15 protein-coding genes and 2 pseudogenes are annotated in these 14154 nt (G+C 71.4%); 11 read left to right on the top strand and 6 right to left on the bottom strand.

The features are described from left to right. Positions 1-304: 304 nt before the first annotated feature. A complete protein-coding gene (locus JIAGA_RS32170; protein WP_169738935.1) occupies positions 305-1708 on the bottom strand; it encodes a serine hydrolase domain-containing protein in 1404 nt (467 codons plus the stop codon). A 68-nt stretch (positions 1709-1776) separates the two neighbouring features. On the opposite strand from JIAGA_RS32170, the gene JIAGA_RS32165 reads away from it, so the two are divergent. Beyond that, on the top strand, positions 1777-2103 hold the full coding sequence (locus JIAGA_RS32165; protein ID WP_051426475.1) for a DUF3817 domain-containing protein: 327 nt from the start codon (positions 1777-1779) through the stop codon (positions 2101-2103). A gap of 11 nt (positions 2104-2114) precedes the next feature. Continuing rightward, on the top strand, positions 2115-2891 hold the full coding sequence (locus JIAGA_RS32160) for an SDR family NAD(P)-dependent oxidoreductase (RefSeq protein ID WP_051426474.1): 777 nt from the start codon (positions 2115-2117) through the stop codon (positions 2889-2891). A gap of 14 nt (positions 2892-2905) precedes the next feature. Here JIAGA_RS32160 and JIAGA_RS33485 read toward each other — a convergent pair whose 3' ends face one another. After that, positions 2906-3544, bottom strand: coding sequence for a hypothetical protein (locus JIAGA_RS33485; protein ID WP_157553496.1), 639 nt, complete (start codon positions 3542-3544; stop codon positions 2906-2908). A gap of 30 nt (positions 3545-3574) precedes the next feature. Between JIAGA_RS33485 and pyrE the strand changes: the two genes are divergently transcribed. The 9 genes and pseudogenes from pyrE to JIAGA_RS33480 all read left to right on the top strand — a co-directional run bounded on the left by pyrE (position 3575) and on the right by JIAGA_RS33480 (position 12034). Beyond that, complete coding sequence (gene pyrE / locus JIAGA_RS0124660) at positions 3575-4114, top strand: orotate phosphoribosyltransferase (protein WP_026877728.1); 540 nt, start codon at positions 3575-3577, stop codon at positions 4112-4114. Positions 4115-4228: 114 nt separating this feature from the next. Further along, a complete protein-coding gene (locus JIAGA_RS0124655; protein ID WP_157553494.1) occupies positions 4229-5008 on the top strand; it encodes a DUF5642 family protein in 780 nt (259 codons plus the stop codon). Positions 5009-5235: 227 nt separating this feature from the next. Further along, on the top strand, positions 5236-5913 hold the full coding sequence (locus JIAGA_RS32150; protein WP_245597237.1) for a TrmH family RNA methyltransferase: 678 nt from the start codon (positions 5236-5238) through the stop codon (positions 5911-5913). Next, positions 5906-7282 (top strand): FAD-dependent oxidoreductase, encoded by a 1377-nt coding sequence (locus tag JIAGA_RS0124645; protein ID WP_026877726.1) that lies wholly within the window; start codon positions 5906-5908, stop codon positions 7280-7282. The genes JIAGA_RS32150 and JIAGA_RS0124645 overlap by 8 nt, the downstream gene beginning before the upstream one ends. Positions 7283-7457: 175 nt before the next feature. After that, a complete protein-coding gene (locus JIAGA_RS0124640; RefSeq protein WP_026877725.1) occupies positions 7458-8357 on the top strand; it encodes an ATP-binding cassette domain-containing protein in 900 nt (299 codons plus the stop codon). Continuing rightward, on the top strand, positions 8354-9244 hold the full coding sequence (locus tag JIAGA_RS0124635; RefSeq protein ID WP_026877724.1) for an ABC transporter permease: 891 nt from the start codon (positions 8354-8356) through the stop codon (positions 9242-9244). The genes JIAGA_RS0124640 and JIAGA_RS0124635 overlap by 4 nt, the downstream gene beginning before the upstream one ends. A gap of 95 nt (positions 9245-9339) precedes the next feature. Beyond that, a pseudogene (locus tag JIAGA_RS0124630) lies at positions 9340-10191 on the top strand (ABC transporter ATP-binding protein); the annotation flags it as partial. A gap of 10 nt (positions 10192-10201) precedes the next feature. After that, complete coding sequence (locus JIAGA_RS0124625) at positions 10202-10918, top strand: ABC transporter permease subunit (RefSeq protein WP_026877722.1); 717 nt, start codon at positions 10202-10204, stop codon at positions 10916-10918. Positions 10919-11473: 555 nt separating this feature from the next. Then, positions 11474-12034 carry a DUF4262 domain-containing protein gene (locus JIAGA_RS33480; RefSeq protein WP_026877721.1) on the top strand — a complete coding sequence of 187 codons (561 nt, stop codon included), beginning with the start codon at positions 11474-11476 and terminating at the stop codon, positions 12032-12034. A gap of 52 nt (positions 12035-12086) precedes the next feature. Here JIAGA_RS33480 and JIAGA_RS0124615 read toward each other — a convergent pair whose 3' ends face one another. The 4 genes and pseudogenes from JIAGA_RS0124615 to JIAGA_RS0124600 all read right to left on the bottom strand — a co-directional run. Next, on the bottom strand, positions 12087-12557 hold the full coding sequence (locus tag JIAGA_RS0124615) for a hypothetical protein (RefSeq protein ID WP_026877720.1): 471 nt from the start codon (positions 12555-12557) through the stop codon (positions 12087-12089). Between the two features lie 154 nt (positions 12558-12711). Next, a complete protein-coding gene (locus tag JIAGA_RS32140) occupies positions 12712-13353 on the bottom strand; it encodes an HAD family hydrolase (RefSeq protein ID WP_169738934.1) in 642 nt (213 codons plus the stop codon). After that, positions 13350-13835 carry a PTS sugar transporter subunit IIA gene (locus tag JIAGA_RS0124605; protein ID WP_026877719.1) on the bottom strand — a complete coding sequence of 162 codons (486 nt, stop codon included), beginning with the start codon at positions 13833-13835 and terminating at the stop codon, positions 13350-13352. The genes JIAGA_RS32140 and JIAGA_RS0124605 overlap by 4 nt, the downstream gene beginning before the upstream one ends. A 76-nt stretch (positions 13836-13911) precedes the next feature. After that, a pseudogene (locus JIAGA_RS0124600) lies at positions 13912-14148 on the bottom strand (PTS sugar transporter subunit IIB); the annotation flags it as partial. Positions 14149-14154 lie beyond the last annotated feature (6 nt).

The raw sequence follows: 14154 nt of genomic DNA, 5'->3' as shown, positions 1-14154 counted from the left end.
GCTGACCTGGACGCCTACGCGATGCGACTCCTCCAGGCCCATGCGCGCGGCCGGCGTTGGCTGCCGCACCGGGCGTCGTCGTGCCGGGAATGCGGAGAGCGCTGGCCGTGTCCGGCGGCGGCGTGGGCCGGCCAATGGAGTGACAGCGCGGTCGGGATCGACAGTCGACCGCACAGCTGACCTGGTGAGAGAGATGACATCCATCCTCGTTGTATCCGTTCTGCCCCTGCTCTGGATCGCCTGCGCGATCGTCTCGTGGGACCGCCGCCGGCATCACTCCTGACGCCGGCAGGCCGGAACCCGGTCAGCTCACCAACGGGGTGCCGGGGGATACCCGGTCGCGCCGCTTGGCGGCCTCGGTCACCCGCGCCGCCGGGTGCGCCGTCATCGCGAACGCCGCCACCGAGGACACTCCGGTGTCGTCGTACCGGTACTGCATCGTCTCGCCGACGGGGCCGTATCCGCTGCCGTCGCGCAGCCGCAGCGTGCGCTCGTCGACGACCTCCAGGGTGACCGGCTGGGCGGTGGGGTCCTGGTCGGTGGGGTCGAGCAGATAGAGCTGACCGGCCAGGTCGACGACGTCGAACACTCGCCACAGATTCGCGAACCGACCGGTGAACCGGGAGAGATCGACACCCGTGCCGTCCTGCCGTTCGGCCCGTTGCGCCAGGTTCACCAGCCGGAACAGCGCCTCCGCGAGCATGAGGGCGGGGCCGTCGATGGCATTGGTCAGCACCGACACCGCGATCTGGTCGACCGGATCGAACCAGGTGCGGGTGATATGACCCGGATAGCCGCCGCCGTGCCCGTGGACGAGCCGCTCGCCCACCACGGCCCGGCCGAACCCGAGGCCGTACTCGGAGTTCGCGCCCTCGATCTTCCACTCCGCGCGCTGCATGAGCCGCTTGGAAGCGTCCGACACGAGGCGGGTGTCGCCGAGGAAGTGCGCCGACGCGTACTGGACGAGGTCTTCGGCGGTGCTGTAGAAGCCGGTGGCGGCGGCCATCGCCGCGGTGTCGACATGGTCGATCGGGATCCGCCGGTCCGCGTACGCCAGAGCGGTGTAGCCCGTGGCGTAGTCGCCGGCGCGCGCGGTGTCGTACTCCGGGCCGGTGTTGACCAGGCCCAGCTCGTCGACGATGTTCTTCCGCACGTAGTCGTGGTATGTCCGGCCGGACGCGGCCGCGATGATCAGTCCCAGCATCGAGTAGCCGATGTTGGAGTACTTGAAGCGCTCGTTGGCCGGCAGTACGTCCGCGTCGTCGACCAGGATGGCTCGCAGTTGTTCCTCGTCCGGGAAGGCATGCGCGAGCTGCCAGAAGTCGCCGTTCCGGCTGTCGCGCACCACCCCGCCGCTGTGCCCGAGCAGCTCCCGGACGGTCACCGTCGCCAACGGCCGGCCGGACAGGAACGGCAGCCACTGGCCCGCTTGGTCGTCGAGCCGCAGTACGCCCCGTTCGGCCAGCTGGAGCACGGCCGTGGCCGTGAACGTCTTGGAGTGCGACGCGATCCGGAAGAGATGCTGTGGCGTCAGCGCGACCGAGCGCTCGTCGTCCGCGAAACCGTGCGCCGTCGACAGCAGCAGCTTGTCGTGGTGCAGCACGGCTGCCTGTACGCCCGGGACCCGGTCGTAGTGTTGGCGGAACGCCAGCCACGTGTCGAAGTAGCGGGTGGCATCGGCGACGGCGGCGGGGGAGAGGTCGGTCACGATTGCTGACCTTATCGACCGCAATGACCGTAGTGTGACCGTGATCGTCCCGAGGAAGAGGAATTGATGTGAGTTCCGCGTTTCGGTGGTTCCGGATCGCTGCCATCGCCGAGGCCGTGTCCTGGGCGGGCCTGCTGGTGGGCATGTTCTTCAAGTACGTCGTCGTGGAGAACGAGATCGGGGTCCAGATCTTCGGCCCCGTGCACGGCGGGATCTTCCTGGTGTACCTGGTCACGGTGGTCGCCGCCTGGCGGGCGGAGCGCTGGAAGACGACGACGGCACTGCTCGGCCTCGTCTTGGCGATCCCGCCGTTCATGACCGTCTGGTTCGAGCGACGGGTCCTACGGGCCCGCGGCGCGGCCGCCCACGACACGGGACAGGTCGCCGTCTCGTAAGGTCTGTCGACATGGCAACGGCACTCGTCACCGGTCCCACGGCCGGCATCGGCCGGGCGTTCGCCCGGGCACTGGCCGCTCGCGGTCACGACGTCGTCCTCGTCGCGCGGGACGAGGAGCGGCTGCGGTCGGTGGCCGAGGAACTGCGCGGCGCGTACGGTGTCGGCGTCGAGGTGCTGCCCGCCGACCTGGCCGCCGACACCGACCCTGTGGAGAAGCGGCTGCGCGAGCCGGAACGCCCGGTGGACCTGCTGGTCAACAACGCCGGTTTCGCCCTCGGCAAGCCGTTCCTGCGCAACGACATCGCCGACGAGGAGCGGATGCTCGACGTGTTGGTGCGCGCGGTCCTGCGGCTGACCCACGCCGCCCTGCCCGGCATGATCGAGCGCCGCCACGGCGCCGTGGTCAACGTCAGTTCAGTGGCCGGCTGGGTGCCGCGTGGCACGTACAGCGCCGCCAAGGCGTGGGTGACGGCGTTCAGCGAAGGGCTGGTGCCACAGCTGACCGGCACCGGTGTGCGGGTGATGGCGCTGGCGCCTGGCTACACGCGTACCGAGTTCCACGACCGGGCCGACATGAACATGTCGCGGCTGCCGTCGTGGCTGTGGCTCGACGCCGACGCGCTGGTCGCTGCCGCGCTCCGCGACCTCGACCGCGGCAAGGCGGTGTCGATTCCGGGGACGGTGTACCGGGTCGCCGCCGCAGCGCTGCCGCGACTGCCGCGACGGCTGGTCCGGTCGCTGGGGCAGCAGCACCCGGCGGATCGTCGACCGACCACGTCCCGTTGATGATCACCGCGGGGTCAGCCGGGCAGGTCGGCGATGACCTGGGCCAGCACCGCCGCTAGGTCGTCTCCGGCGCCGACGGCGCGAACCGGCCAGCCGCGGGACCGGGCCGACCGTGCCCAGAAATCCACCGGCCCGACCCCGGGGACCACCCCGCCGGTGCTCACGTAGACGCACGGCGCGTCCGGCCAGTCCGGCGCCGGTGGCAACCGTTCGGTCCAGAAGTCGTGGTCGCGGGGCCGGCCGGCGTCGCGGGGCCAGACAGCTCCGGACTCGTGCAGCGCGTCGTGTGCGGCGTCGGCGCTGCCGGGATCAGCCGCCCGCAGCAGGTCGAGATGGCTCGGCGCACCTGGACGCGGCAGCGTGGCATCGACGAAGACATAGCCGCCGATGCGCCGCCCCGCGGCCCGCTGGGTTCGCGCCAGCGCCGGCAGCAGCGGGCCGGCCGTGCCGGACCCGGTCACGACCAGCGGTGCACGTGGAGCCGCCGCATGCAGCGGGCCCGCCACGGAGGCCACCCATCCGACGGCGTACGGCGGCCGCTCCGCGCTGCCGGACGGCGCGACGGTGTCGTACGGCAGCCGGGCGGCGACGTCGGCCCACGCGGAGACGGGGTCGAGCGGCGCGGGGACGAGGACGACGGTGCCGGGCATCACGACCGACAGCCTGCCGTACGCTCGTGCCTCGTGAGTGCCTGGGATGAACTGCGTCGCCACATCGTCGAGAAGGCCGTCGTGCGCGGCCGGGTCGTGCTGTCGTCGGGCCGGGAGGCCGACTACTACGTCGACCTGCGCCGCATCACCCTGGACGGGGCAGCCGCGCCTCTGGTCGGCGAGGTCATGCTGGATCTCACGGCTGGACTGGAGTTCGACGCGGCCGGTGGCCTGACCCTCGGCGCCGACCCGGTCGCGGCCGCGATGCTGCACGCGTCGGCCCAGCGGGGCACCCGGCTGGACAGCTTCGTGGTCCGCAAGGGCGAGAAGCAGCACGGGTTGCGGCGGCGCATCGAAGGCCCCGACGTCACCGGCCGGCGAGTGCTGGCCGTCGAGGACACCTCCACCACCGGCGGCAGCGTGCTCACCGCCGTCGAGGCGCTGCGAGAGGCCGGCGCCGACATCGCCGCCGTCGCCGTCATCGTCGACCGTGACACCGGTGCTCGCGAGCGCATCGAGGCCGCTGGGCTCGAATACCGCGCTGCGTACACGAGCGCCGATCTCGGCCTGTAGATTGACGCCGTCACCCATTGCCACAGGGCACGTGCGGCTGGCGCTGACAAGACCCGCGACTGACCATGTCGCGGGTTGTCCATCGATGACGTCACAGCCAAGGACCAGACACTCATGCGAAAGCTCGGAATCTCTGCGCTCGTCGCGGCCTCGCTCTTCCTGACCGCGTGCGGCGGGGACGACGAACCCACTACCGACGAGACCACCTCCAGCGAGGAGACCGCCGGCGGCGAGGAGACACCGGACGACGAAGCAGCCGATGAGGCAGCCGACGATGCGGCCGAGGGCGAGGACAGCGCAGGCGCCGCAGACCTCAACGCCGCCGTGCTGGCCGCCGAGGACCTGCCGGAGGGCGTCGAGATCACGCCCATCGACGTCGCTGGCCTCAGCAACGCCATGGCCGGTGCGGCGGGCATGATCGAGGGCATGACCTTCGAGCCGGCCGACTGCCAGGACAACAGCGCCGACCCGCTGCAAGCGGACGGTGTCGAGGCTGCCGCCATCACGGCCACCAGTGGCGACCTGGAGTCCGGCTCGTTCGACGTCTTGATGAACGCCGTCTACAGCAACGCCGATACCAGCAGCATCGCCGCGGTCGAGGACTACTACGCCCAGTGCGCCGAGGTTGCCGTGTCCGGGGAAGTGGGCGGCACGACGGTGGACATGACGATCAGCACGCAGATGGTCGACGCGCCGGACCTCGACGCCGACGAGGTCATCGCGATCGAGAACACGACCACGATGCAGGGCCTGCCGGCGACCACGACCCGGTTGATCTACCTGATCGACGGCGACCACGGCGTGTACCTGGCGGGCAACCCGGAGTCGACCGTGTTCGACCTGGACGCGCTGGCCGGCGCCGCGCTGGAGAAGCTGCGCGCCACCCAGGGCTGAGCCGACCAGGAAAGACAGCGGCTTCGCCGCGCGCGAGCGCCCCGGCCACCCGGTCCGGGGCGCTCCGTGCGTTCGGCGCCGTTCCCCGGCCGGCGCTCTGACCTGGTGTCCGGCCGCCTTTGCAATGGGCACCTATGCGCACCAGTGGTCCTCCGGATGCTCCACGACCCGCACGGGTACGGGGCGCCACGGACAGCCGGGGCTCGCACGAACTACGGTGGTGTCCCGTGAGCGACGAGGCGGTGCGGGACGCGGAGCTCCACGAGCCCGAGGCGGAGGCGGAACCGGAGGCACCGCACGGTGTCGGTCCGTGGGCGGGCCCCCTGCCCGACGACCCCCACTACGACCCCGAGCTGCTGGCGCGCGGGGACAGGCGCAACGTCGTCGACCGCTACCGGTACTGGACCACCGAGGCCATCGTCGCCGACCTGGACCGCCGCCGGCACCCGTTCCACATCGCCATCGAGAACTGGCAGCACGACTTCAACATCGGCTCGGTGGTGCGCACCGCCAACGCGTTCCTGGCCGCCGAGGTGCACATCGTCGGGAACCGCCGGTGGAACCGCCGCGGCGCCATGGTCACCGACCGTTACCAACACCTGCGCCACCACCCGGACCTCGCCGCGCTGGCCGGGTGGGCGCACGAGCACGGCCTGCCGGTGCTGGGCGTCGACAACCTGCCCGGTTCGGTGCCACTGGAGACGTACGTCCTGCCGCGAGCGTGCGTGCTGCTGTTCGGGCAGGAGGGTCCGGGGCTGTCGGAGTCCGCGCGGGTCCACGTCGACGCCGTCCTGTCGATCGCGCAGTTCGGTTCCACCCGGTCCATCAACGCCGGCGCGGCCGCGGCCATCGCCATGCATGCCTGGATACGCACCCACGCGGCGATCGGAGCCGGACATGACTGAACGAGTGGTGGTGGTCGGCGCCGACGCCGCCGGCATGAGTGCGGCCTCGCAGGCGCTGCGCACGGCGAAGCGCACCGGGCGCTCGCTGGACGTCGTCGCCGTCGACCGCGGCCACTGGACGTCCTACTCTGCCTGCGGCATTCCGTACTGGGTGGCCGGCGATGTCGGCGGGCCGCACGAGCTGGTGGCGCGCACGCCGGAGGAGCATCGCGCCAACGGCATCGACGTGCGGCTGCTGACCGAGGCGACAAACCTGGACCTCGACGCCGGCTGGGTCGAGGTGGCCGACCACGCCGCCGGCCGGCGCGAGCGGCTCGGCTTCGACCAGCTCGTGCTGGCCACGGGCGCGGCACCGATCCGTCCCGACGTCCCCGGTGCCGACGCCACCGGGGTGTTCGGCGTGCAGACCCTCGACGACGGCGGCACCGTCATCCGGTACCTGGCGCGCGACGTACGCCGAGCCGTCGTCGTCGGGGCGGGCTACATCGGCCTGGAGATGGCCGAGGCGCTGGTCCGGCGTGGGCTCGACGTCACCGTCGTCGACCGTGCCGCCGAGCCGATGACGACGCTGGACCCGGATCTCGGCCGGCAGGTCCACGACGCCATGGAGGGCATGGGCATCGAGGTCGTCACCGACGCGGACGTCGAGAAGATCGAGACCGACGGCGACGGCGTCGTGCGTGCGGTGGTCACCGACCACGGCACCTTCGCCGCCGACGTCGTGGTGCTGGGCACCGGCGTTCGGCCGGCCACTGAGCTGGCCCGGGCCGCCGGCCTGCCGCTGGGCCCGACCGGCGGGCTGCGGGTGGATGACGGGATGCGCGTCGCCGACGGCGACCGCGTGCTCGACGGCGTCTGGGCCGCCGGCGACTGCGTCGAGACCTGGGACCGGGTGCGCCGCGACTGGGTGCACGTGCCGCTCGGCACCCATGCCAACAAGCAGGGCCGGGTGCTCGGCACCAACCTCGGCGGCGGGTCGGAGCGGTTCCCGGGCATCGTCGGTACCGCGTTGACCAAGGTCTGCGACCTCGAGGTCGCCCGCACCGGGCTGACCGAGGGCGAGGCTCGCACGGCCGGTATGGACATCGTCGCCGTGACCACCGAGTCCACCACCAGGTCCGGGTATTTCCCCGGCACGCAGCCGATCACCGTGAAGGTGGTGGCCGGACGGCCGGACGGGCGGCTGCTCGGCGTGCAGATCGTCGGGCGCGACGGGTCGGCCAAACGCATCGACACCTGTGCGCTGGCGCTGTGGAACGAGATGACCGCGGCCGAGCTGGCCATGACCGACCTGGCATACGCACCGCCGTTCTCGCCGGTGTGGGACCCGGTGCAGATCGCCGCGCGCCGGGCGGCCGACCGGCTCTGACGGTCGTTGGGCAGGAACCTCGCGGCCGGCCGGATAAGGGCCCACCCCTGAGACGGGCATCAGGGTGAACCGGGGTGGCGCACTCCGGGAGAGTAGTGCTGGGGAACGACACGCGACGTCGTCCCGTCGTCCGACGCGCTGAACGGCCTCGCGGCGGTAGCGTCGTGCCGTGCCTGTGATCCAGACCGAGGAACTGACGAAGCGGTTCCCGACGGTCACCGCGCTCGACCGCCTCACCATCGACGTCGAGCCCGGAGTCGTCGGGCTCGTCGGCGCGAACGGTGCGGGCAAGTCCACTCTCCTCAAGATCCTGCTCGGGCTGTCCGAGGCGACCTCCGGCCGGGCCCGCATGCTGGGCCTCGACGTCACGACTGACGGGCCGAAGATCCGCGAACGGGTCGGGTACATGCCCGAGCACGACTGCCTGCCCGGCGACGTCTCGGCCACCGAGTTCGTCGTCCACATGGCCCGGATGTCCGGGTTGCCGGCAAACGCCGCCCGCGAACGCACCGCCGACACCCTGCGCCACGTCGGCCTCTACGAGGAGCGGTACCGGCCCATCGGCGGCTACTCCACCGGCATGAAACAACGGGTCAAACTCGCCCAGGCGCTCGTCCACGACCCCGAGATCGTGCTGCTCGACGAGCCGACGAACGGGCTGGACCCCGTCGGCCGCGACGACATGCTGGGGCTGATCCGCCGCATCTACACCGACTTCGGCATCACGGTCCTGGTCACCTCGCACCTGCTCGGCGAACTCGAGCGCATCTCCGATCACGTCGTCGTCATCGACGCCGGCCAGCTGCTGCGCGCCTCGTCGACCTCCGACTTCACCCGCACCAGTCAGATCGTCGCCGTTGAGGTGACGGCCGAGCCGGACGCCGTCGCCGCCTCGCTCAAGGCCGCCGGGCTCGACGTCGTCCGCGACGGGCACGTCATGCTGCTGCCGCTCGAGGACGACTCCGTCTACGACACCGTCCGTGACACCGTCGCGCGGCACGGCGCCGGGCTGATCCGGCTCGAGCAGCGCCGGCACCACATCGCCGAGGTCTTCGGGGAGAGGAGCTCGGAGTGAGCAACCACCAGCCGGCCGGAGTCATCCACGACATCGGCTACCGCGGCTACGACGGGCCACGGCTCGGCCGCGGCGCCGTCACCCGGGCGTTGTACGTGCACAGTCTGCGCGGCGCGTTCGGCCTGGGCCGGTCGGGGCGGGCCAAAGTGCTGCCGATGCTGCTGCTCGGCGTCATGTGCCTGCCCGCGTTCATCATCGCGGTCATCGCCAACGCCACGTCCGTGCTGACGGAGTTGCCGTTGCCGTACTCGCGCTACACCATGGTCGCCCAGGGCATCCTGACCATCTTCCTGGCCTCGCAGGCGCCCCAGGCGGTCTCTCGCGACCTGCGGTTCAAAACCGTTCCGCTGTACTTCTCCCGGCCGCTGGAGCGCTCGGACTACGTCCTGGCCAAGTTCGCCGGGCTGTCGACGGCGACGTTCCTGCTGATCGTCGCACCGCTGCTGATCATGTACATCGGCGCGCTGCTGGCGGAGTTCCCGGCCGGACGCGAGACGGCCGACGTCGCACTGGCGCTGGTCGGCGCGCTCGCCTTCGCGGTGGTGTTCGCCGGCATCGGGTTGGTGATCGCGTCGCTGACCGCCCGCCGCGGCTTCGGCGTCGCCGCCATCATCACCGTCTTCGCGCTCAGCTACGCAGCCGTCAGCTCACTGCAGGGCATCATCCGCTACGTCGAGGACGACGCCACCCTGGCCGGCTGGCTCGGGTTGTTCTCGCCGAGCACGCTGGTCGACGGCTTCCAGACGTGGGTGCTGGACGCGTCCTCGTCGGCGGTCGCCCCGCCGCCGGGTGCGGTGGGCGGCGTCGTGTACGTGCTGGTGACGTTCGGGGTGATCGGCGCCTGCTGGGCGCTGCTGAACCTGCGCTACCGGAAGGTCTCCTCATGAGCACAAGCCCTGGGTCGCCGGGTCCGTCGGGCTCGGTGCTGCTGGTCGACGCCGTCTCCCGCTGGTACGGCAACGTCGTCGCCGTCAATGACGTCACCATGACCATCGGACCGGGCATCACCGGTCTGCTCGGTCCCAACGGCGCCGGCAAGTCCACGCTGATCGGCATGCTCAGCGGGTTCCTGGCGCCGTCGGCCGGGTCCGTCACGCTCGACGGCGCCACCGTCTGGAAGAACCCCGAGGTGTACCGCACCATCGGGCTGGTGCCGGAGCGCGAGGCGGCCTACGACTTCCTGACCGGCTGGCAGTTCGTGCTGGCCAACGCCGAACTGCACGGGCTGCCCGATGCCGGCGCCGCGGCCAGGCGCGCACTGGCGACGGTGGAGATGGAGTACGCCCAGGACCGGCGGGTCGGCGAGTACTCCAAGGGCATGAAGCAGCGGGTCAAGATGGCCTCCGCGCTCGTGCACGACCCAGCCGTGCTGCTCCTGGACGAGCCGTTCAACGGCATGGATCCGCGGCAGCGGCTGCACCTCATGGATCTGCTGCGGCAGATGGGCGCCGAGGGGCGCACCGTGCTGTTCAGCTCACACATCCTGGAAGAGGTCGAGCAGCTCGCGCAGCAGATCGAGGTCCTGGTGGCCGGGCGGCACGCCGCGTCCGGCGACTACCGCGAGATCCGCCGGCTCATGACCGACCGGCCGCACCTGTACGTCATTCGCTCCGACGACGACCGCGCGCTCGCCTCTGCGCTGATCGCGGACGGTTCCACCGCCGGGGTGCAACTGGACGAGGACGCCGGCGTCCTGCGCGTCGAAGCCGTCACGTTCCTACGGTTCACCGAGTTGCTGCCGCGGGTGGCGCAGCGCGCCGGCATCCGGCTCTACGAGGTCTCGCCCTCCGACGAGTCCCTGGAGAGCGTCTTCTCCTACCTGGTGAAGAGTTAGGGGTTTCGCGATGAACACGACGGTCGCCCAGCTGACCGCCCGGGCGCTGCTCGGCGGCCGGCGGGCCCTGCTGCTCCTGGTGATGTCGGCGGTGCTGCTGGCGCTGGCCGTGCTGCTTCGCCTGTCCGTCGGTGTCGACCACCAGGTGACCGCTGACTTCCTGGGTTCGGTGGCGCTCGGCGCGCTGATCCCGCTGTTCGGCTTGATCGTCGGCACCGGCGTCATCGGCCCGGAGATCGACGACGGCTCCGTCGTCTACGTGCTGTCCAAGCCGATCCCGCGGCCGACCATCATCCTCAGCAAACTGGTCGTCGCGGTGGCGGCGACGGTGCTGTTCGCGGCCGTCCCCACGTTCGGTGCCGGCCTCATCATGTCCGGCACCGAGGCCGGGCTCGCCCTCGGGTTCGGTGCGGCCGCCCTGGTGTCGTCCGTGGCCTACAGCGCGGTCTTCGTCCTCCTCGCCGTCGTCACACGACACGCGGTCGTGTACGGGCTGGCGTACGCGCTCATCTGGGAGGGCCTCGTCGGCGGGTACGTGCCGGGCGCCCGCACGCTCAGTATCCAGCAGTGGTCCCTGTCGATCGCCGAGACCATCGTGGCGCGCGACCTGGTGTCGTCCGACGTCCGGCTGGCGGTTGCGGGCGTGCTGCTGGCCGTCGTGATCGTCGGCGCCACCTGGTACGCCGGCCAGCGCCTGCGCAGCCTGTCCCTCGCCGGCGAGGAGTGACGCCGCATCGCGGTTGGCCAGCGGCCGACGACCCGGAATGGAAATGATCACGTTCGGCATGGGTCTTCCCGCTTCCCCATGCATGCTTGCCTGCCGAAGCGGGAGGACGCCTGCCGGGGGCGTGCGGCCATCGGTCGCCTCCGCCGCCGTCACCACGTAGCGACCACCTGCCGACCTGCCCTATGAGCCCACGATCGGGGTTCCGGGCGTGATCATCAACGGTTGGCGCGATGGGCGGGGTCGATCGCCGATGATCAAGGCGGGTGGGATCAGGTGACCGTGGCGCCGCCGTGCCGACCGGCCCTGCCCGGCCTGCGGCAAAGGTCGAGCCGGGCCGGGTCCGGATCAGCCGGACTTTGATCGCAGCGCCCGACGGCGATATCGCGATCAACGCCGAGAGGTCGGAACTCGCCCGCAGGCGCGGCTGCGACTATTGCGGCCGTTGTCGGCTATTGCGGTCGCGCGGTGGCGGTCGGCGGCATCCGCACGGCCGTGACGTTGTCGGTGTCGGCGACTATGGTTCGAACGTCTGTCCAAGCACTACGGGAGGATGCGATGTTCGCCTGCGAGCCGCCCCACGAGGCACCCGCCGTCACCCCGATCCAGCTGCAGCAACGGCGCGACCAAGAGGACGCGTGGCTGCGAGAAACCGTGCGGGAGCACGGCTGGGCCGTGGAATCGATCTATGCAGAGGGGTGCTGGGGGCCGCCGGGGTGCCCGTGCGGGCTGCCGGCCGGTGGCGAACCGCCGTATGCCTACACTGTCGGGCTCTTCGGCTTCGGGCATCCGGAGGTGGTGGTCTTCGGCCTCGACGAACAGACCGGCAGCGTCGTGCTCAACGCACTCGGCGAGCGGGTCCGGCGCGGGCGGCCGTTGTTGCCGGGCCGGCCGCTCGCGGTCGAGGGCTGGCACCATCGGGTGCGGTTCTTCCCGTTCCACGACGGCGGGGCCGTCCCGACCCTGGCCTCCGCCCAACGTTTCTACCGCCGGTCGGCTGACGACCCGGTGCCCGCGCTGCAGTGCGTCTGGGACGACCATCAGGGCCTGTTTCCGTGGGAGGCCGGTTACGACTTCCCGTCCGGGCTCCAGCCTCCACCACGAGTGTTCCTGGGCTGACGGTCGGCCCGGGCGGCGCCTTAGCGAGCGCCGGCCGGGCCGGGCACCGGGGTCAGGCGCGGGTGGCGCCTGTCGGCGGTTCCGACCGCATGGAGGTGTCCGGGTCGGCCGCGTGCCGGCGGCGCCAGCGTCCGGACAATCCGTGGCGCCGGCGGTCATCGGCGGTGATGGCCTCGTCCGCGGCAGCTCGGTCGGTCGTGGCGGGGTCCGTCACCGGTCGGTTCTGAGTGGAGTAGGGGGCTGCGGTCCCGTCGCCGACGTCCTCCTGGGCAGCGACCTTCTGGCGCAGATTGCGGATCTCGGTTCGCCGGGCCCGGGCGCGGCGCACGCCCGCGGTCAGGGCGGCAATGCCCACCAGCACGAGCAACGCTGCCACCGCGCCGGCGAGGAACACGCCCCATACCGGCAGGTCAGTGGTGATTCCGAACTGATCTATCTGCACGGTGCCGCCACCGTCGGTCACGGCGAACGCCACGGCGACGGCCGCCGCAGCCAAGCACAGCAACCCAAGCACGATCATCATGGCTCTGGCCTCCTCCGGCCTCGACAGCCTGTCGAAGGGATGCGCTGAATGATCGATTACCCAGCGGGGCCGGCGGCAAACGGGCCCGATCATGGCCGCCCGCAGGAACCAGCCCGTGACGAACGCCCAGCAAGGCGCCGGCGTGATCGCACCGTCAGCGCAGAAGGTCGGCCGGTGTGGCCACCACCTCGTGAGCGCCACCGTCCAGCAGCGCCTGCGGCGACGATCCGGAGCTCACGCCGATCACCCTGCCCACCCCGGCGGCCAGCGCCGCATGGATGCCCGGCACGGTGTCCTCCAACGCCACCGCCTGTGCCGGCGGCACGCCCAGAGCCGCCGCGCCGGCGAGGTACGGCTCCGGGTGCGGCTTGCCGACGACGGTCGATTCCCAGGTGATCAAGGCTGTGAAGTGGTCGCGGAGACCGAGCACGTCACCGACGGCGTACTCGGCCCAGTCCCGCTGGGCGGAGGTCACCAGCGCCACCGGAACCCCGTCGGCGTGTATGCGGCGGATCAGCTCGATCGCTCCGGGCAGCGGTCGCAGCGGGTAGTCGTCGAGGTTCACGTGCGCGAGCACACCGGCCACGATCGCGGTGATGTCCTCGCCCTGCCACGGCCCGGGTAGCTGGGCGAACACGTCCGCGCCACGGCGTCCGGCGAACTGCCGGGCGAGGTCCTCTCCGAGCTCCCAGCCGCGAGAGGCGAAGTACGCGCGGTAGGCGGCCTGGTTGGCCGGTTCGCTGTCCACCAGGGTGCCGTCCAGGTCGAACAGGGCGGCGCCCCAGGAATGCGTCACCGCGACCACGTGAACAGCACGTCGCCGGTGCCGACCTGCCCGGCGGGACCGGACGCCTGGCCGGCGGGACCGGCTGCCTGGTTGACGGAGCCGGGCGCGGCGTCCAGCGCGATCACCGGCACCATGGGCGAACGGCCGCCGGTCTCGACGGCCCCCGGGTCCCAGGTGACCACCGGCGCGCCGGCGGTCACCTCGTCGCCTTCGGCCGCGTGGAGCTCGAAGCCCTCACCCGCCAGTTGGACGGTGTCGATGCCCAGGTGGGTGAGCACGCCGGCGCCGTCGGCGGTCTGGATCACGAACGCGTGCGGATGCAGCTTGACCAGCCGGCCGGCCACCGGGGCGACGGCTCGCGCGGGCCCGGACCGGTCCGGGTCGACGGCCAGCCCGGGTCCGACCAGTGCCTGCGCGAACACGGGGTCCGGCACCTCGGTCAGGCTGACCACGCGGCCGGCCACCGGTGCCAGCACGTCCAGCTGGGTCATGTCTCCTCCGGTTCGCGTCCGCGCGGTCCGAGTGCTCGATGCGGCGCCGTCCCGGGCCGGTGCATCGCCGGTGCGATCACATGAGGTCCTCAATGTCAGTGGCGATGGTGTCCGCCTCGGGACCCACCACCACCTGGATCACGCTGCCGGCGGAGATGACTCCGAACGCACCGGCGGCCTTGAGGGCCTTCTCGTCCACCAGCGACGAGTCGTGCACTTCGGTACGCAGCCGGGTTGCGCAGGGCTCGATCTCCACGATGTTGTCGGCGCCGCCCAGCGCCGTCAGGATCTGCTCGGCCTTGTCCATGTGTCCTCCGGA

The sequence above is a fragment of the Jiangella gansuensis DSM 44835 genome, assembly GCF_000515395.1.
In the GTDB taxonomy this organism is placed as follows: domain Bacteria; phylum Actinomycetota; class Actinomycetes; order Jiangellales; family Jiangellaceae; genus Jiangella; species Jiangella gansuensis.
This window is presented reverse-complemented; position numbering and strand designations above follow the sequence as displayed.

Excerpts from the sequence above, each read along its gene's own strand:
- JIAGA_RS32160 (WP_051426474.1), top strand. The coding sequence starts at position 2,115 with ATGGCAACGGCACTCGTCACCGGTCCCACGGCCGGCATCGGCCGGGCG.
- JIAGA_RS0124655 (WP_157553494.1), top strand. The coding sequence starts at position 4,229 with ATGCGAAAGCTCGGAATCTCTGCGCTCGTCGCGGCCTCGCTCTTCCTG.
- JIAGA_RS0124645 (WP_026877726.1), top strand. The coding sequence starts at position 5,906 with ATGACTGAACGAGTGGTGGTGGTCGGCGCCGACGCCGCCGGCATGAGT.
- JIAGA_RS0124625 (WP_026877722.1), top strand. The coding sequence starts at position 10,202 with ATGAACACGACGGTCGCCCAGCTGACCGCCCGGGCGCTGCTCGGCGGC.
- JIAGA_RS33480 (WP_026877721.1), top strand. The coding sequence starts at position 11,474 with ATGTTCGCCTGCGAGCCGCCCCACGAGGCACCCGCCGTCACCCCGATC.
- JIAGA_RS0124615 (WP_026877720.1), bottom strand. The coding sequence starts at position 12,557 with ATGATGATCGTGCTTGGGTTGCTGTGCTTGGCTGCGGCGGCCGTCGCC.
- JIAGA_RS0124605 (WP_026877719.1), bottom strand. The coding sequence starts at position 13,835 with ATGACCCAGCTGGACGTGCTGGCACCGGTGGCCGGCCGCGTGGTCAGC.